Here is an 18,230-nt window from a genome sequence, read left to right as displayed (position 1 = left end):
CGTTTTTATTGGTCATCGCAGAACAACTGCCGGTTATTTCTTAAAGCGCTCCGGGAACACCATATCTTTGTAGCTTACAAAGTGGGTGCCTTTCGACAGTTTGTAACCAAACCAGATGATCAGGAACAGTGGAATACCAATATAGGTTGCCGCTACGGCGCCCCAGTCAATGGTATCCGCCAGGAAAGCCTGATAGTTCTGGCCCAGGGTGATGATCAGGCACAGCACAAAAGCGAAGATCGGCCCCAGCGGGAAGAAACCTGAACGGTACGGCAGGTTGTTCAGATCGTGCCCCTGCATGACATAACCACGACGGAAGCGGTAATGGCTGATAGCAATACCCAACCAGGCGATAAAACCGGTCATGCCGGAGGTGTTCAGCAGCCACAGGTAAACAGTCTGGTTGCCAAACATCGACGTCAGGAAGCACAGACCCGCAATCACGGTGGTGGCATACAAGGCGTTACGCGGCACACCGCCTTTCGACAGTTTAGCGAAAATGCGCGGCGCTTTGCCATCGCAGGCCAGCGTGTAGAGCATACGGGTAGACGCGTACATACCGGAGTTACCCGCCGACAGTACCGCCGTGAGGATAACGGCATTCATCACCGCTGCCGCAGACAACAGACCCGCATGTTCAAATACCAGGGTAAACGGGCTGACGCTGATGTCTTTCACATCATTACGCAGCAGGCTCGGATCGGTATAAGGAATGATCAGGCTGATGACCAGGATAGCGAACACATAAAACAGCAGAATACGCCAGAATACCTGACGCACCGCGCGCGGAATGTTCTTCTCCGGGTCTTCGGACTCACCTGCCGCAATACCAATCAGCTCGGTACCCTGGAAGGAGAAGCCGACAATCATCGCCACGCCAATCATCGCCGATAGCCCGCCCGCAAAGGGTGCGTCGCCTACCTGCCAGTTGCTCCAGCCAGCCGGCTGGTCGCCTTTGAAAATGCCGACGATCATCAGTACGCCAACGATGATAAAGATGATAACGGTGGTCACTTTGATAAGCGAAAACCAGTATTCCGCTTCGCCAAAGCCTTTAACGGAGATGTAGTTGAGCAAGAAGATCACGCACAGGAATACGGCGCTCCAGATCCAGCCGGGCGTATCCGGGAACCACCAGGTCATCACCAGTTGCGAAGCCACCAGGTCAACGGCGATGGTCACCGCCCAGTTGTACCAATAGTTCCAGCCCAGCGCGAAGCCAAAGCCTTCTTCAACGTATTGCTGGCCGTAAGTCGCGAAGGAGCCGGACACTGGCATATACGCCGCCAGCTCGCCAAGGCTGGTCATCAGGAAATAGACCATCAGACCAATAAGAATATAGGAGAACAGCGCGCCGCCCGGGCCCGCCTGAGAAATCGTCGCCCCTGATGCGACAAACAACCCTGTACCGATCGATCCGCCAATGGCGATCATCGTCAGGTGACGCGCCTTGAGTTCACGGCGAAGCGTGGGCGCTTGTGTGGTTTTAGTTTCGGAAACCATAAGAAAATGCTATCCATCTAAAAAATGAGGCGCGATTGTAGCAAACGAAAGGGCATCCTTCCGGCACAATCAACGTTTTATTAGAGACCTTCATGATCGCCAGTGGATTATAAGTAAAGCAGTGGAATCGACATCTGGCGAGCGAGGGGGAAAAGAGGCTGAAAGCTCACGCAGAGCGGCGTAACTGCAACCTCCCCTCTCCTTTTGGAGAGAGGGTTAGGTGAGGGGAAAAACGCAAAGACCTAACTCAGTCCACGCACTGAGGCGATAAATTGCTGCAATTCCGGGGTACGCGGCTGGCTAAAGAACGACTTACTTTCGCCCTGCTCCCATACTTTTCCCTGATGCATAAACACCACCCGGTCGCCCACTTCGCGGGCAAAACTCATCTCGTGAGTCACCAGAATCAGGGTCATCCCTTCGGCGGCAAGCTGTTCCAGCACACGTAACACCTCGCCCACCAGCTCCGGATCCAGCGCCGAAGTTATCTCATCGCAGAGCAATACTTTGGGTTTCATCGCCAGCGCACGGGCAATCGCCACGCGTTGCTGCTGCCCGCCTGACAAATTCGACGGGTAATAATCGATGCGCTCACCGAGACCGACCTTCTCCAGCATCTCAATCGCCAGCTTGCGGCACTCATCCGCCGGCAATTTCAGCACCCGACGCGGCGCCAGCATCACGTTCTCCAGCGCGGTCATGTGTGGAAACAGGTTAAAACTCTGAAACACCATCCCCACCGAGCGACTGATTTCCCGCGCCTGCGACTCCCGGTCGGTTACCGTCATCCCACCGAGTTTAATACTGCCGTCCTGGTAGCCCTCAAGCCCATTCATGCAGCGTAACAAGGTGCTTTTCCCGGAACCGCTGCGCCCGATAATCGACACCACTTCGCCCATTTCGATATCCAGGCTTACGCCTTTGAGCACATGGTTCTCGCCATAGTATTTTTGCACGTCATTAATGGTGATGAGCGGCATGGAATTTCTTCTCCAGATAACGGCTGTAACGCGACAGCGGGTAACACATCAGGAAATAGCCCAGGGCAACCAGGCCAAACACTTTAAAAGGGGCGAAGGTGACATTATTCAGCATGGTGCCCGCTTTGGTCAGTTCGACAAAGCCGATGATCGAGGCCAACGCCGTCCCTTTAATCACCTGTACGGAAAAGCCGACCGTCGGGGCAATGGCAATACGAATAGCCTGTGGCGCAATCACCCGAAACAGTGTCTGACCAAAACTCAACCCCAGACAGCGACAGGCCTCCCACTGCCCTTTCGGCAAAGCCTTAATACTGCCGTACCAGATATCCAGCAGGAACGCGCTGGTAAAAAGCGTCAGCGCCAGCGTTGCCGCCGTCCACGGGCTAACATCGATACCGAACAAGGCAATACCGAAGAAAGCCAGAAAGAGCTGCATCAGTAGCGGGGTACCCTGAAAAAGCGCGGCATAGGCGCTGATCAGACGTTTCGGCCAGTGCCAGCGGCTGATGCGTAATACCAGCAGCGGCAATGTCACCAGCGTGCCGCAGATAAACGCGATCAGTGACAGCAGCAAGGTCCAGCGCGCCGCCAGCAACAGGTTGCGCAGAATATCCCAGTCGGTAAATGTACTCATCAACTCTCGCTCCCCAACCACTTCCGTCCCGCCGCCATCAAAACCTGACGCATCAACAGTGAAAGCGCCAGATACAGCAATGTGGTGACCAGATAAACTTCAAAACTTAAAAACGTACGCGACTGGATCAGGTTTGCCGCAAACGTCAGCTCTTCATAGGACACCTGCGAGACCACCGACGATCCGAGCATCACGATAATGCACTGGCTGACCAGGGCCGGATAAATACGCCGCAGCGACGGCGGCAGGATCACGCGAATAAAGGTCTGCGTTTTCGTTAGCCCCAGCACGCGCGCCGCTTCCCACTGTCCTTTTGGCGCCACCTGGATCCCGGCGCGGATAATCTCCGTACTGTAAGCCCCAAGGTTAACCAGCATGGCGATTAACGCCGCCTCGCCTGCCGTTAATTTCAGCCCCAGACCAGGCAGACCGAAAACGATAAAAAAAAGCTGCACCACGAACGGCGTATTACGAATAAGCTCGACATACGCGCCCCAGATATGGCTCGCCAGCGTGGGCTTGCCGCTACGTAGCGCCGCGCCCAGGATGCCAAGAGACACACCGCCGATGGTTGCCAGAATAGTTAAGGTTACCGTGGTCCAAAGCCCCGCGAGTAGCTGCGGCCAGAACGGCCACAGCGCGGCAAAATCAAGCGTTGTCGTCATGCCAGACCCTTACACGCCCAGGGTGGCGGGCAGCGGCGCCTGCATCCATTTCTGCGAGAAGTTGTTGAGCGTGCCGTCTTTCAGTGCCTGTTCAATCAGCTTGTCCACTTCGGCTTTCAGCGCAGGCTCATTTTTCTTAAGCCCGATAAAGCAGGGGGAATCTTTAAGCATAAATTTGCTGACCGGCGCTTTTTCCGGGTTCTGGCGGGCAATCGCAGCCACCACCACATTACCCGTCGCCATATACTGCACCTGGCCGGAAAGATAAGCAGAGATGGTGGTGTTGTTATCTTCGTAACGTTTGACCTCGGCATCTTTCGGGGCCAGATCGCTTAATACCATGTCTTCCACCGCCCCACGGGTGACGCCGACCGACTTACCGCTCAGCGCGGCAGCGTCTGCCAGAGTGGCGTCTTTCGGTCCAAATACGCCGAGGAAGAACGGGGCATAGGCGCGGCTAAAGTCGATCACTTTTTCGCGCTCCGCATTCTTACCGAGGCTGGAGATGACCAGATCAACTTTATTGGTTTGCAGATAAGGGACGCGGTTAGCGCTGGTTACCGGCACCAGTTCTACCTTCACTTTCATCTCTTTGGCCAGATACTCCGCCATGTCGATATCGTAGCCCTGCGGCTTGAGATCGGTTCCCACGGAGCCAAACGGCGGGAAGTCCTGCGGTACCGCCACGCGTAGCACGCCGCGCTTTTGAATATCCTGGAGCTGATCGGCCATCGCCTGCCCTGCACAGGACACTATTAATGCCGCACCCGCTGCTGCCATCATCCACTTCTTCATTCTCGTCACCTCATCGCTCATGAAACAAAAGATTCTTTGAATCACTTTTTGCAACTAATGTGCCAACGAGATAAAAACGCGAGCGGGCCCGCTATAGCGGCAGTTAAGCGGTCATAAAGAGGAGATAAAGCAGGCAGTCGCACACCAGAATGGTGCAACTGCCTGTTACTGGTGCAATCAAATGTCGCAATAACGCAAAAAGCGATTCAGTGCACTGGAAAGATGCTTTTGACGGTGGTGAATGCGCCACAGGGTGCGTACCAGGCGAGGCAAGGGAACATGGACTTCGACCAACGAACCCGCTTCAAGCTGTTCGGCGATCACGCGCCGCGACAGGCAACTGATGCCAAGCCCGTGGCGCACGGCATGTTTGATAGCTTCTGAATTGCCAAGCTCCATGCCGAGATGAAACTCAGGCAGATGGGACAGCAGCAGATAATCGACAATCTCACGGGTACCGGAGCCGCGCTCACGCAGGATCCACGGCGCAGCGGCCAGGCGCGCCAGCGTGACCTCCCCTTGCAACAACGGTGAGTCTGGCGGCGCGAACACCACCAGTTCATCCTCAAGCCAGGGTTCAGCGATGATCTCAGCCGTATGGCAAGGCCCTTCAATCAGACCTATATCGACACGAAAATCGGCCACCGCATTGATAACGTCCTGGCTGTTGCCCACGCTCATATCCAGCGGCAACTGGGGAAAATCCCGTCGATAGTGGGCAATGATCTCCGGCAGGATGTAATTGCCAATCGTACTGCTGGCGTACACGCGAATTGCGCCATTTTCTTCACGAAACAGTTGCTCAATTTCCGTCGCCTGCTCCAGCAGCGCCAGCGCCCTGGGATAGAGCAAACGGCCATGCTCATTTACCACCAGCCGTTTACCGACGCGATCGAAAAGCTGAACGCTGAGTTGACCTTCGAGGTCGGTCAGCGCAGCACTGACCGCCGACTGCGATAAAGACAGCATTTGCGAAGCCTGGGTCGTGGAACCGCTCTTGAGCACCTCGGCGAAAACTTCGAGCTGCCGTAATGTGATATGCATAAATTTTCACCGTCGGGGTAAGGGTTACTTACCACTTATAAAGATTAATTATAAATATATAATCAATTTTACCTTTAAGCCAGAGCGCCGTAACCTTTTACCCGGAGAAAGGAGAAGGTTATGACTGAAATCACACATCATGTTCCACGCAAGAACTACGTCGCGTTGTTCGCACCGGGTCTGTTACTCAGTGCGGTCATTGCCGGGCTGGCATTGTGGCTGGGTAATATTCCTTCGGTCGCGGGTGCAGGCTTTAGCGCGCTAACGCTGGCTATCTTATTTGGTATTGTCGCAGGCAACACACTTTACCCGCGCATCCACGCTCACTGTGATGCGGGCGTATTATGGTCAAAACAGTATTTGTTGCGACTCGGTATTATTCTTTATGGCTTGCGCCTGACATTTTCGCAAATTGCTGAGGTAGGCGTCAGCGGCATCGCTATCGATGTGTTGATGCTCTCCAGCACCTTTATGCTGGCCTGTTTACTCGGTCAAAAGGTCTTTGGGCTGGACAGAAAAACCAGTTGGCTGATTGGTGCAGGCAGCAGTATTTGCGGCGCTGCCGCCGTGCTGGCAACCGAACCGGTGGTCAAAGCGGAGTCCAGCAAAGTCGCCGTTGCCGTCGCCACCGTGGTGATTTACGGAACGCTCGCCATTTTTATCTACCCGGCCATGTATCCGCTGCTGGCGCACTGGTTCACCCCGGAAGCGTACGGCATCTATATGGGTTCAACCATGCATGAAGTGGCGCAGGTGGTGGCCGCAGGCCATGCCGTCAGCCCGGATGCCGAGAATGCGGCGGTTATTGCCAAAATGCTGCGCGTGATGATGCTGGCACCGTTCCTGATCCTGCTTGCTTCGCGGGTTAAACAACTCTCCCCGGCGGCAGAAGGCGAAAAAAGCAAGATTACCATTCCGTGGTTTGCGGTGTTGTTTATCCTGGTGGCCGTATTTAACTCGTTCCATCTGCTGCCAAAAGGTGTGGTTGATGTCCTGATTACCGTTGATACCGTTTTGCTGGCGATGGCGATGGCCGCACTGGGATTAACCACCCATATCAGCGCACTGAAAAAGGCAGGAGCGAAGCCGCTACTGATGGCGCTGGCGCTGTTTGTCTGGCTGATTGTCGGTGGCGGTGCAATTAACCTGCTGGTGCACCATGTAATGGCATAAAACCTTACGTCTGTTCCCTGTTAACCCGCTATTATTGGAGAATATTTATTTAATTACGCAAAATCCTTCGCGTTGCATCAAGGCGGCAAATGAAAGCATCCCCGGCGCGGGGTGAGTGAATGAAGCCAACAACGATGCAGCGTGAAGGATGACGCGTATTGCGGGTTTAACAGGAGTCATTACATGAAATACATCGGAGCGCATGTCAGCGCCGCCGGCGGTCTGGCCAATGCCGCCATTCGCGCAGCAGAAATCGAAGCCACTGCGTTTGCCCTGTTCACAAAAAATCAGCGTCAATGGCGTGCCGCGCCGCTCACCAGCGAGACGATTGATGAATTCAAAGCCGCCTGCGAAAAATACCACTATCAGCCGGGACAAATTCTGCCCCACGACAGTTATCTGATTAATCTGGGTCACCCGGTTGAAGAGGCGCTGGAGAAATCCCGCGATGCCTTTCTCGATGAAGTGCAACGCTGCGAACAACTGGGGCTGACGCTGCTGAACTTCCACCCCGGCAGCCATCTGATGCAAATCGATGAAGATAAGTGCCTGGCGCGCATTGCCGAATCCATTAACATTGTGCTCGCACAAACCAAAGGCGTCACGGCGGTTATCGAAAACACCGCAGGCCAGGGCAGCAACCTCGGCTTTCGCTTTGAGCATCTGGCCGCCATTATCGATGGTGTCGAAGACAAATCCCGCGTCGGCGTGTGTATCGATACCTGCCATGCGTTTGCCGCCGGGTACGACCTGCGCACCACTGAAAGCACCGCGAAAGTGTTCGCCGAATTTGAACGCGTAGTGGGGTTCAACTACCTGCGCGGTATGCACCTCAATGATGCCAAAAGCGCATTCGGCAGCCGTGTCGACCGCCATCACAGCCTGGGCGAAGGCAATATTGGTCATGATGCCTTCCGCTGGATCATGCAAGACGATCGCTTCGACGGTATTCCGATGATTCTGGAAACCATAAACCAGGACATCTGGGCAGAAGAGATTGCCTGGCTGAAAGCCCAACAAAATGAAGAGGCCGTGGCGTAAATGAACGACAGGGAAAAACAGATATTACAAATCCTGCGCAGCAACCCACTTATTCAGCAAAATGAGATAGGCGATATTTTACAAATCAGCCGTTCACGCGTCGCCGCCCATATTATGGATTTGATGCGTAAAGGGCTTATTAAAGGCAAAGGCTACATTCTGACCGAGCAGGATTACTGCGTGGTGTTTGGCGCCATTAATATGGATATTCGCGGCGTGGCGGATATCCATTACCCGCAGTCCGCCTCCAACCCCGGTAATATCCAGTGCTCCGCAGGCGGCGTAGGGCGTAATGTTGCCCATAACCTCGCCCTGCTGGGCCGCGATGTGCACCTTATCTCTGCCGTGGGGGATGATTTTTACGGCGAAACGTTACTGGAACAGACCCGGCAGGCCGGGGTGAACGTGCAAAGCTGTATTCGTCTGCACGGGCACAACACCTCTACCTATCTGTCGGTTGCCAATCAGCAGGAAGAGACAGTACTGGCCATCAACGATACCCATATTCTGCAGCAATTGACGCCGCAGTTGCTCAACGCCTCACGCGATCTGGTGATGCATGCGGGTGTGGTGCTCGCCGATTGCAACCTGACCGAAGAGGCATTGCAGTGGGTCTTCACCATGGCGGGGAATATTCCGGTCTTCGTCGATACGGTTTCCGAGTTCAAAGCCGATAAGATTCGCCCCTGGCTTTCGCGCATTCACACGCTGAAACCCACGTTACAAGAGCTGCAAATCTTATGGGGTCAGCCGATTCGTCGTGAAGCAGACAAAATTACGGCGGTGAATTCACTCCATGAACAAGGGGTGCAACGCATCTTCGTGTATCTGGACGATGATTCCGTGTTCTGCTCTAAACATGATGGCGAGCAGCTTCTGCTGACCTCGCCGGATCACACCTTCACCGACCGCTTCGGGGCCGATGACGGATTTATGGCGGGGCTATTATATAGCTTCCTGGAAGGGGGAAATTTTACTGAGAGCGCCCACTTTGCCATGGCCTGTGCGGCGATTTCCCGCGCCAGCGTGAGCATCAACAACCCTGCACTCTCAGCAGAAAATGCGATGGCGTTACTCAATACAAGCAAAGCTGAAGCGTAAGAATGCACGCCAGTGACACTGGCGTGCCGTTGACTCAGGCAAGACCGATAAAGAACCCGGCGATGGTGGCACTCATCAGGTTAGAGAGCGTTGCCGCCGCCAGCGCCCGCATCCCAAGCTGGGCGATTTCCGGCGCGCGTTGGGGGGCAATCGCGGAAAACGCGCCAACCACCACGCCAATGGAACCGAAGTTGGCAAACCCACACAGCGCAAACGAAATAATGGCGATGGTTTTGACATCCAGCGTGCCGCCCGCTTGCAGATAAGGGGAGAAATTGAGATAGGCAACGAACTCATTGATCGCCAGTTTCTGCCCGATCAGGCTGCCAGCCAGGGTCGCATCGTGCCAGTCCACGCCCATGATCCACGCCAGCGGTGCCAGCGCATAACCAAAGATCCCTTCAAGCGTCGCGTTGCCGAAACCGAACCAGCCGCCCACACCGCCAATAATGCCGTTCAGCAGCGCGATGATCGCCACAAATGCCATCACCACCGTCGCCACACCGGCGGCAATTTTTAGCCCGGTCATCGCGCCGCTTGCCGCCGCTTCGATAATGCTTTTTGGCGGTGTTTCGGTAAACGAAAGATTTTCAAACGTGACCTGTGAGTCTTCGGTGGCCGGGCTCAGCATACGGGCAAACAGGATACCGCCCGGAATTGCCATGAGTGACGCGGCCAGCAGGTAATCAATCGGCACCCCCATTCCGGCGTAGCCGATCATCATCGACCCGGCAATTGACGCCATCCCGCTACAGATAGCGGTAAACAGTTCGTTGCGATTGAGCTTATGAATAAACGGCTTCACGATAGCCGGGATTTCATTCTGCCCGAGGAAAATCGTGGTCACGGCGACAAAGGATTCGATTTTGCTGATCTTAAGCGCTTTCTGGAAAATCCCACCCAGAATGCGGATCAACAGCCCCATCACGCCAATATAGTAAAGCAGGCTGATTAAGGCGGTAACGAAGATGATCGCAGGCAGCACGCGGAAGGCAAAAATAAACCCGGCGCCGTCAAACAGCACATCCATTTTCGGCCCGACCAGCGACCCAAAGATAAAGGCGCTGCCCGCGTCGCTGTAGGACATCACTTTATGTACGCCCAGCGCCGCCTGCTCAACCAGCCATTTGCCCGGCGGGAAATAGAGCATAATCCCGCCGATAGCGATTTGCAGCAGCAGCGCCGCGCCAACCGTGCGTAAACTAATGCGTTTTTTATTTACTGACAGCAGAAAAGCGATGGCCAGTAATACCACCATACCCAGAAAACTTCTCATTATATCCATAATGATTTTCCCTTCATGCCAGGAAACCCGGCGTAAACGCCAGGTTTTGGTATGTCTGATATCCCTGCGGGCGACCGCTCACTGCCCGCGCCCGGTTTATGCGAGACGTTGGTACTCTTTTGCGATTTCACATGCCAGCACGGCGTTGTTGAACACCAGCTGAATATTTGACTTCAGGCTATCGCCGCCGGTTAGCTCGGCTACACGAGCCAGCAGGAACGGCGTGCTATCTTTACCGACCACGCCCTGCTCTTCGGCCTCTTTCACCGCCCGATCAATAGCGGCGTTGATTTTCTCTTCCGCCATCGCAAACTGTTCAGGAATCGGGTTAGCTACCACCAGGCCACCGTTAAGGCCGGTTTGCCACTTCACCGCCATCGCACGGGCGATCTCTTTTGCGCTGTCCAGACGAATGCTGACCTCAAACGGGCTGGTACGGCAGAAAAACGCCGGCAATGATTTGGTCTGATAACCAATTAACGGTACACCGAAGGTTTCCAGATATTCGGTGGTCAGGCCGAGGTCGAGAATAGATTTCGCCCCTGCGCAAACGACCGTGACATTAGTGTGCGCCAGCTCCTGCAAATCAGCGGAAATATCAAATGTATGTTCGGCGCCACGGTGAACGCCGCCAATGCCCCCGGTCGCAAAAACTTTAATACCGGCCAGCGCGGCAATAATCATGGTGGATGCCACCGTGGTTGCACCATTTAATCCAGCGGCGACCACAAAAGGTAAATCCCGGCGACTGACTTTTGCGACGCTATGCCCTTCACGGCCTAATAATTCAATTTCCTCTTTCGTCAGACCAACTTTCATGACGCCTTTAATAATGGCGATAGTTGCCGGCACCGCACCGTGCTTACGAATAGTCTCTTCGACTTCAATTGCCGTTTGCGCATTTTGCGGGAAGGGCATACCGTGAGAAATAATTGTCGATTCCAGCGCTACAACCGGTTTATTATTTTCGAGCGCTTCTTTTACTTCCGCAGAGATATGCAGTAATTCAGGGGAAATCGTTAATTCAGACATCTTGTTTCTCCACTAGCGATGTGACTTTTGAAAAAGATAAGTCAGGATTATTGGTATATTCGGACGCCAGAGCCATAGACGAACACCCTTGCGCAAAACGGACCGAATCGATAAATGAAAAACCTTCTACCCAACAGGCCGCCAGACCCGCCATCATGGCGTCACCCGCCCCGGTGACATTAACGACCTGGGTTTTAATCGGAGGTGACCACCCACTTACGCCATCGCGCTCGCTGTAATAAACGCCGTCGCCGCCCATGCTCAGTACCAGCCGTCGCAGACCGCGAGCATGAAACCATTCGGCAACCTTTCCTACATCGTCGCGCCCGGAAAGCGTAATGCCACTGAGCGTTTCGGCCTCAAGGCGGTTGGGTTTCAGCGTATGAATCTGTCCCAGCCAGTCGCGTATTTTGACGCATTTCCAGGCGGATACCGGGTCGATGAAAACAGGCGTATCTCCCGCATGTGTCAGCAGCCAGGCGAGCGCGTCTTCACTGATATTGCAGTCGGCAACAATTACGCTGGCGTCGCGAATAAAATCGATATGTTTTGCCAGGAAATCCGCAGACAAATGATCGGTAATATTCATATCGTTAATGGCCACCAGCATTTCGCCGGTATTATCCAGGAGCGATAAATAACTCGAGGTATTTTCACCTGCAACAATAAGACATTTTTCTATTCGGACACCGGACTGACTGGTTTGATTTAAGAGAGACTGGCCATAAAAATCATCGCCCACCACGGTGAGTAGCCATGACTCAGTTCCCAGCAATGCCAGATTCTGTGAAATATTACGCCCCACACCGCCCGGCGTGAATTTTATTTTCCCCGGGTTGGAATCCGCGTAATTCAATACACCATGTGAATAGCCCGCCACGTCCATATTGGCGGAACCAATAGTGATTATATAATCCTTTTTACGCATAAAACGCCCTCTGGCAAAAAATGCCATATTAATGAGATCGTCGAGACAACAATTCGTTTATCGTCTGGATGCGAAACCTTATTAGAGCACATGTTTATTTTTGAACATGTGTTTATCGTAAGCCGAATTTGCGTAAAGTAAATACGCCCCCACGAGCGAAGGTGAATAGATATGAAGGTCATCACAAATTTATAGGGATTGAGATTAAAACACGTTACAGAAATGAGATGCGGGGCACAGAAGGCGGGGAATAAAAAAAGGGCCGGTTTCCCGGCCCCTTTATGACTCAGTCAATCATATTATGCGGCTTTGGCAACAGCTTCGGTTTCCGGGCGTTTCAGGAACGCATAGACCAGACCTGCCAGCAGGGTACCTGCCACGATAGAGAGCAGATAACCCACAACCGGGGTGATTGCACCTGGAATCAGCAGAACGAACAGGCCACCGTGCGGTGCCATCAGTTTCGCGCCAATCGCCATGGAGATAGCCCCCGTCAGCGCGCCACCGGCGATACAGCATGGCAGAACACGCATCGGGTCTCGTGCCGCGAACGGAATCGCACCTTCGGAGATAAAGCACAGGCCCAGAACCAGCGCCGCTTTGCCCCCTTCCTGCTGCCCTTTATCGAATTTCTTACGGGCAACAATGGTCGCCAGACCCATCGCCAGCGGCGGCACCATACCGGCAGCCATGATGGCGGCCATCGGTGCGTAAGTCTGCGTACTCAACAGACCAACACCAAAGGCGTAGGCCGCTTTGTTCACCGGACCACCCATGTCGGTACACATCATGCCACCGAGGATTGCACCCAGCAGGACAGCATTCGCCGTACCCATGGATTGCAGCCATGACGTCAGACCTGCAAGGATACCCGCAACCGGTTTACCGATAAGGTAGATCATCGCCAGACCAACAATCAGGCTTGAGAACAGCGGAATGATCAGGATCGGTTTCAGCGCTTCCATGCTTGGCGGCAACTTAACGCCTTTACTGATGGCTTTCGCCAGATAACCCGCAAGGAAACCGGCAATAATACCGCCGATAAAGCCAGAGCCGGTACTTACTGCCAGCATACCGCCAATAAGACCCGGCGTCAGACCCGGACGGTCAGCGATGGAGAAGGCAATGTAACCGGCCAGCACCGGCACCATCAGAGCAAACGCAGACCCACCACCGATTTGCATCAGCGCGGCAGCCAGCGTATCCGGCGTTTTAAATGCGGTAATACCGAAGGCAAAGGACAGTGCGATACACAGACCACCGGCAACAACCATCGGCAGCATGTAAGAAACACCGGTCAGCAGGTGGCGATAGGCGCCCGCACTCTCTTTTTTACCTTCACTGCTCGCAGCTTGCGTACCGCCGCTCGGCTGATACGTTTTCGCTTCGGCTTGCGCTTTGTCTAATTCCTGCGCCGTTTTCTTCAGTGCCAGGCCTGTAGTCGTGCGATACATCGGTTTGCCAGCGAATTTCGCCAGATCCACTTCGATGTCAGCGGCGACGATCACCAGATCGGCTTGTGCCACTTCTTCCGGCGTGATGGCGTTACCCGCGCCAACAGAGCCGCGTGTTTCCACTTTCACCCACCAGCCGCGTTTTTTCGCTTCGGTTTCAATGGCCTCTGCCGCCATAAAGGTGTGCGCAACACCCGTCGGGCAGGCGGTGATAGCCACGATACGTTTCGGACCACTGTTGGACGTCACCGGTGTCGCCGCCGGAGCCGTGTACGGAGAAGCGTGGTTCTTTGCTTCACTTAAAAACAGTTCCGGATGAGCCACAGCGCGATTGATGTCGCCCAACCAGACTTTCTTGCCGCTCAGCGCGCTGTCAGCCGGCACGCGGGAGCCCAGAACGATCGCCAGTTCAGCTTCACCGGGGTTGTCGATAAACTGCAAATTCGCTTTTTGTGCCGCTGCGCCTAACAGGCTTTTCGCCATATATGCGCGAGCTTGACCGAGTTCAGAATCAATTATCAGCAGCGTTTTCATTATGCTCTCCTGCTGTTAGTTAAAGGGTTTTAAGTCAACACGCGCCATCATCGCGGCTAACTGGGTACGATCGGTAATACCTACATTGCTCTGGCTAACGGCCAGTGCTGCCACGGCAGTGGCCAGGCGCAATGTATGTTCACTGGACTCTCGCATTAACAGGCCATAAATCAGACCGCCAACCATTGAATCCCCTGCGCCAACGGTGCTTACCACCTCCATTGACGGCGGTTTGGCGATCCATTCGCCCGAAGCGTTAACCCACAACGCCCCTTCCGCGCCCAGTGAAATAACCACATGGGCAATTCCTTGTTCACGAAGCGCATGCGCCGCGTCGATCACATCTTTCAATTCCGGTAATTTGCGACCAGCCCAAATTTCGAGTTCGCGACGGTTAGGTTTAACCAGCCACGGCGCAGCTTTCAGACCAGCAACCAGCGCATCGCGGCTGCTGTCGAAAATGATGCATGGGCACTGGCTGCGCAGGCGCGTCATCCAGTCGGTAAAGGCTTCCGGGCTCACACCCGATGGCAAGCTGCCGCTGACACAAACCATGTCGAACTGACCCAGCCAGGTCAGCGAGTCTGCAACAAAACGTTCCCAGTCTGCCGGCGTCACTTCGAAGCCGGAGAAGTTGAAGTCAGTGACTTCGCTGTCTTTTTCCGTCAACTTCACGTTGATACGGGTACGACCCTGGACAATCTGGAAGCGGTTAGCAATGCCCAGTTCGCTGAACAATTGCTGGAAACCGTCCTGGTTGTCTTTACCCAGGAAACCGCCAACGGTCACGTCGATGCCCAGATCTTTCAGCACTTTCGCCACGTTGATACCTTTACCCGCAGCATGCAGGCCGGTAGTGCGAACCAGGTTCACTTCACCGCGTTCAATTTCCGGGGTATACCCGACCAGATCATAGGCAGGGTTAAGGGTAATAGTAGCGACACGTCTGCTCATTATGCGCCCTCCCCCAGACCGGCAGCGATGGCTTCGCCAATCGCTTTCAGCGCCTGTTCAGCATCATCGCCCTGTGCGGTGAAGCGCAGACGGTGACCTTTCTTCACGCCCAGCGCGACCACTTTCATCAGGCTACGACCATTGGCGGATTTACCGGTACCGTCGAGGTTTGCGACAGTCACTTCACTATTAAATTGTTTGATGGTATTCACCAGCATGGTGCCCGGACGGGCATGAAGGCCATGTTCATTGCGTACAACAAACTCGGCGGTCAGCAGGTTGTCAGCAATAGCGTCATCGCTGGTCAACAGTGCCAGCAGGGTAGCGGCATCTGCGCTCAGAAGACGGTCAGCTTTATTGTCGAGCAGAAGATTGCTCAGACGTTTAAGTACAGCAACCGGCTGGTCATCAGCCATTGCTACGCTGACCAGCAGCGCAACGCTTTCACCGTTCACATCAAATGCTTTTGCAGCACGGCTGACAGCCACCGCGCTCGCCAGATTGCCCTGTGCGCTGTCGTTCAGCCAGATCCCCTGACCGAGATTCAGCGGTTGTTCGTTAATCGCGCGTGCCACATAGACAGCATCAACCGCGCCCGCTTCTTTCAGCCGCGCAGCGTTCAGCGCCTGCAGCGTCACCAGGTCGCTGGCGACAACGTCAAGGCTCAGGGTATCGTTATCCAGTTTCAGCGACGCCACTTGCTGTTCACCCATCAGCAACGCACGCAGTTCTTCTGCTGTGGTCGCCGATTGCAGTTGTGCAGCAACGGAATCATCGCTCAGGACGTGGGTTAGCTGACGCAGCAGGCCCAGGTGTTCATCAGAACTGGCGGCAATACCGATAGCCACATAGGCGACCTGGCCTTCCCCCCAGAGAATGCCTTGCGGGAACTGGAACACTTTGACGCCGGTTTTCAACACCTGGTCGCGGGTATCAGTCGTCCCGTGAGGAATGGCGATCCCGTTGCCAAGGAACGTCGACGTCTGCTGCTCACGCGCCAGCATGCCATCAACATAACCACCGGCGACGTTGCCTGCTTCTGCCAGTGCGGCAGCAATCTGACGAATCGCCTCTTCTTTCGTCCCGGCCTGCTGGCCCGGATGGATGTCCTGAACGGATAACTGGAACATGTAAATCCTCTCCTGCTGAACTGAATCGTTTCAGCTAACTTGAGAAATAATGCGCCACCCTGAAATGTGTTGAAAACAAGATGACGCTGAAACGTTTCGAGAAGTCTTGACTTTTCCGCTTCAGCAATCAAGAAAAGTCTCGTTTTTGATTGCAAAATTACGATCTACTGCACATTTCACTCCCTGGCATCCCATTTTTGCTGAACAAAGCTGACCGTCTTTTTAGGTCACATTCAGCACCCATCAGCACAGCAGTATCGTTGAAATGTTGTTCCGTTTTTGTGAGCAAAAAAGAGAGGGGAAAAATACCTGTCCGTTTTTCGGTTGTTGCTCGTCACGCCTTATCGGTACCGTTAAGCGGCCATTCAACAGAGGATCGTGATGATGAATTTTGCCCTTTTACATCAACAAGACGGCCCGTTACTGATAGCAAATGTCTGGGATGTCTCCAGCGCCAGAACCGCACAGGCCGCGGGTTATCAGGCAATGGGGACCTCCAGTGCCGCCATTGCCGCGACGTATGGCTATGACGATGGCGACGGCATCACCTTCGCAGAACTCCACCACCTGCTCGTCCGTTTACGGGCTTGCTGCCCTCTCCCGCTGACCGTTGATATGGAGTATGGCTATGGTGAAAGTCCTGAGCAGATTATCGACAACCTGCTCACGCTGGCTGAACTCGGTGTCGCCGGTGCTAATCTCGAAGACAGCCGCGTTCAGCAAGGAAAGCGGATGTTGAGGATTCTGCTGAATTTGCATCACTACTGAACGCCATCCGCCAGCGCCTTGCTGATGAACAACACAGTCTGTTCATTATCGTATTGCGATTGTCATCCCCTGCCACCGGATCCCTGGCAAGGACGGTGCAATGACCGGCCACGGCGGCGGTATTGCGCGCAAGAAATGGTTACTGGAGCATGAAGCGAAATATCAGTACAGCGCGGAGTCGCCTTAAGGTGCGGTCGCGGCTTCCAGATTAATCAGGAAGGTCATGGCCGCCTCCCGATCGCTGAAACACATGCCAGCGCTCGGTTGCAGGCTGGCGCAGACCGCTGGACGTAGCGGGGAGCCGAAAATTTTACACGTGTTGTCATCCGCCAGTTGGATACAACGCGTGTTGGCCGGCTTGCCCTGTGGCATACCGGGGATAGGACTTGAAATCGAAGGGGCGATACAGCACGCTCCGCAATCCGTACGGCATTCCATAATCACGACTCTCTGTTGGGCTGGCCGCCAAACTACCTGTTTTCCCCGTCAAACGCAAAACTCAGCGATTCCACTTGCCTGTAAAGGCCCTCGCGGGTACTTTGTCGCGATATTTTCGTTATTTTTATTTTACAGGATCCCACTGATGCCAAGAGCGAACGAAATCAAGAAAGGTATGGTGCTGAACTACAACGGCAAGCTGCTGATTGTAAAGAATATTGATATTCAGTCACCGAGCGCCCGCGGCGCCGCAACCCTCTATAAAATGCGTTTCTCCGATGTGCGCACCGGCCTGAAAGTCGAAGAACGTTTCAAAGGTGACGATATCGTCGATACCGTGACCCTGACCCGCCGTTTCGTTGACTTCTCCTATGTTGATGGCAACGAATACGTGTTTATGGATAAAGAAGATTACACGCCGTACACCTTCACAAAAGAGCAGATCGAAGAAGAACTGCTGTTTATCCCGGAAGGCGGAATGCCGGATATGCAGGTGCTGACCTGGGATGGCCAACTGCTGGCGCTGGAATTGCCGCAGACCGTTGATCTGGAAATTGTTGAAACCGCACCGGGCATCAAAGGCGCGTCAGCCAGTTCACGTACCAAACCGGCAACCATGAGCACGGGTCTGGTGATTCAGGTTCCGGAATACCTGACCACCGGCGAGAAAATCCGCATTCATATTGAAGAAAGCCGTTATATGGGCCGTGCGGACTAAGCCAGCCTGTAAAAGTAAAAAAGGACAGTGAAAACTGTCCTTTTTTATTT

General features: G+C 54.1%; 18 protein-coding genes and 1 pseudogene. 6 read left to right on the top strand and 13 right to left on the bottom strand.

From position 1 onward, the window contains the following. Positions 1-33: 33 nt before the first annotated feature. The 6 genes from MRY16398_RS08705 to yieE all read right to left on the bottom strand — a co-directional run bounded on the left by MRY16398_RS08705 (position 34) and on the right by yieE (position 5,624). A complete protein-coding gene (locus MRY16398_RS08705; protein WP_125124177.1) occupies positions 34-1,503 on the bottom strand; it encodes an amino acid permease in 1,470 nt (489 codons plus the stop codon). Positions 1,504-1,745: 242 nt separating this feature from the next. Then, complete coding sequence (locus tag MRY16398_RS08700; protein WP_107223796.1) at positions 1,746-2,483, bottom strand: amino acid ABC transporter ATP-binding protein; 738 nt, start codon at positions 2,481-2,483, stop codon at positions 1,746-1,748. Beyond that, positions 2,464-3,120, bottom strand: a complete 657-nt coding sequence (locus MRY16398_RS08695) for an amino acid ABC transporter permease (RefSeq protein WP_039079967.1) — start codon at positions 3,118-3,120, stop codon at positions 2,464-2,466. The genes MRY16398_RS08700 and MRY16398_RS08695 overlap by 20 nt, the downstream gene beginning before the upstream one ends. After that, the gene (locus tag MRY16398_RS08690; protein ID WP_039079966.1) at positions 3,120-3,785 is read right to left on the bottom strand and encodes an amino acid ABC transporter permease; all 666 of its coding nucleotides are present in this window, start codon (positions 3,783-3,785) and stop codon (positions 3,120-3,122) included. The genes MRY16398_RS08695 and MRY16398_RS08690 overlap by 1 nt, the downstream gene beginning before the upstream one ends. A 9-nt stretch (positions 3,786-3,794) precedes the next feature. Next, positions 3,795-4,580: a transporter substrate-binding domain-containing protein gene (locus MRY16398_RS08685; RefSeq protein WP_039079965.1), complete on the bottom strand. Its 786-nt coding sequence runs from the start codon at positions 4,578-4,580 to the stop codon at positions 3,795-3,797. A 177-nt stretch (positions 4,581-4,757) separates the two neighbouring features. Continuing rightward, positions 4,758-5,624: a DNA-binding transcriptional regulator YeiE gene (gene yieE, locus MRY16398_RS08680; RefSeq protein WP_125124176.1), complete on the bottom strand. Its 867-nt coding sequence runs from the start codon at positions 5,622-5,624 to the stop codon at positions 4,758-4,760. A gap of 120 nt (positions 5,625-5,744) precedes the next feature. Between yieE and MRY16398_RS08675 the strand changes: the two genes are divergently transcribed. The 3 genes from MRY16398_RS08675 to MRY16398_RS08665 all read left to right on the top strand — a co-directional run bounded on the left by MRY16398_RS08675 (position 5,745) and on the right by MRY16398_RS08665 (position 8,939). Continuing rightward, positions 5,745-6,797, top strand: a complete 1,053-nt coding sequence (locus MRY16398_RS08675; RefSeq protein WP_108700948.1) for a YeiH family protein — start codon at positions 5,745-5,747, stop codon at positions 6,795-6,797. A 183-nt stretch (positions 6,798-6,980) separates the two neighbouring features. Next, complete coding sequence (gene nfo, locus MRY16398_RS08670; RefSeq protein WP_125124175.1) at positions 6,981-7,838, top strand: deoxyribonuclease IV; 858 nt, start codon at positions 6,981-6,983, stop codon at positions 7,836-7,838. Next, on the top strand, positions 7,839-8,939 hold the full coding sequence (locus tag MRY16398_RS08665; RefSeq protein WP_125124174.1) for a sugar kinase: 1,101 nt from the start codon (positions 7,839-7,841) through the stop codon (positions 8,937-8,939). It abuts the gene before it with no gap. A gap of 34 nt (positions 8,940-8,973) precedes the next feature. On the opposite strand, the gene MRY16398_RS08660 is transcribed toward MRY16398_RS08665, so the two are convergent. The 6 genes from MRY16398_RS08660 to fruB all read right to left on the bottom strand — a co-directional run bounded on the left by MRY16398_RS08660 (position 8,974) and on the right by fruB (position 16,256). Beyond that, positions 8,974-10,224, bottom strand: a complete 1,251-nt coding sequence (locus MRY16398_RS08660; RefSeq protein ID WP_039079960.1) for a NupC/NupG family nucleoside CNT transporter — start codon at positions 10,222-10,224, stop codon at positions 8,974-8,976. Between the two features lie 96 nt (positions 10,225-10,320). After that, positions 10,321-11,256: a pseudouridine-5'-phosphate glycosidase gene (locus MRY16398_RS08655; protein ID WP_071195680.1), complete on the bottom strand. Its 936-nt coding sequence runs from the start codon at positions 11,254-11,256 to the stop codon at positions 10,321-10,323. Beyond that, on the bottom strand, positions 11,249-12,184 hold the full coding sequence (locus MRY16398_RS08650) for a pseudouridine kinase (RefSeq protein ID WP_039079958.1): 936 nt from the start codon (positions 12,182-12,184) through the stop codon (positions 11,249-11,251). Before MRY16398_RS08650 ends, MRY16398_RS08655 begins: the two co-directional genes overlap by 8 nt. A 299-nt stretch (positions 12,185-12,483) precedes the next feature. Beyond that, complete coding sequence (gene fruA / locus MRY16398_RS08645) at positions 12,484-14,172, bottom strand: PTS fructose transporter subunit IIBC (RefSeq protein WP_071195679.1); 1,689 nt, start codon at positions 14,170-14,172, stop codon at positions 12,484-12,486. 15 nt (positions 14,173-14,187) lie between these two features. Further along, positions 14,188-15,126 carry a 1-phosphofructokinase gene (gene fruK, locus MRY16398_RS08640; RefSeq protein ID WP_039079956.1) on the bottom strand — a complete coding sequence of 313 codons (939 nt, stop codon included), beginning with the start codon at positions 15,124-15,126 and terminating at the stop codon, positions 14,188-14,190. After that, positions 15,126-16,256: a fused PTS fructose transporter subunit IIA/HPr protein gene (gene fruB / locus MRY16398_RS08635; protein ID WP_039079955.1), complete on the bottom strand. Its 1,131-nt coding sequence runs from the start codon at positions 16,254-16,256 to the stop codon at positions 15,126-15,128. The genes fruK and fruB overlap by 1 nt, the downstream gene beginning before the upstream one ends. A 381-nt stretch (positions 16,257-16,637) precedes the next feature. On the opposite strand from fruB, the gene MRY16398_RS08630 reads away from it, so the two are divergent. Next, on the top strand, positions 16,638-17,024 hold the full coding sequence (locus tag MRY16398_RS08630; protein ID WP_232034389.1) for an isocitrate lyase/phosphoenolpyruvate mutase family protein: 387 nt from the start codon (positions 16,638-16,640) through the stop codon (positions 17,022-17,024). Positions 17,025-17,073: 49 nt separating this feature from the next. Continuing rightward, a pseudogene (locus MRY16398_RS08625) lies at positions 17,074-17,211 on the top strand (MGMT family protein); the annotation flags it as partial. Here MRY16398_RS08625 and MRY16398_RS08620 read toward each other — a convergent pair. Further along, positions 17,208-17,462, bottom strand: coding sequence for a YkgJ family cysteine cluster protein (locus tag MRY16398_RS08620; protein WP_071195677.1), 255 nt, complete (start codon positions 17,460-17,462; stop codon positions 17,208-17,210). The pseudogene MRY16398_RS08625 and the gene MRY16398_RS08620 sit on opposite strands and share 4 nt — an antisense overlap. A gap of 145 nt (positions 17,463-17,607) precedes the next feature. On the opposite strand from MRY16398_RS08620, the gene yeiP reads away from it, so the two are divergent. Beyond that, entirely contained in the window at positions 17,608-18,180 is a 573-nt protein-coding gene (gene yeiP, locus MRY16398_RS08615) for an elongation factor P-like protein YeiP (RefSeq protein ID WP_039079953.1), read from the top strand. Positions 18,181-18,230: the final 50 nt, after the last annotated feature.

Origin of the sequence: Phytobacter sp. MRY16-398 (assembly GCF_003925915.1) — a bacterium.
GTDB classification, from domain to species: Bacteria; Pseudomonadota; Gammaproteobacteria; order Enterobacterales; family Enterobacteriaceae; genus Phytobacter; species Phytobacter diazotrophicus.
The sequence above is the reverse complement of the archived record's forward strand: the minus strand, read 5'-3'. Positions and strand labels throughout refer to the sequence as shown.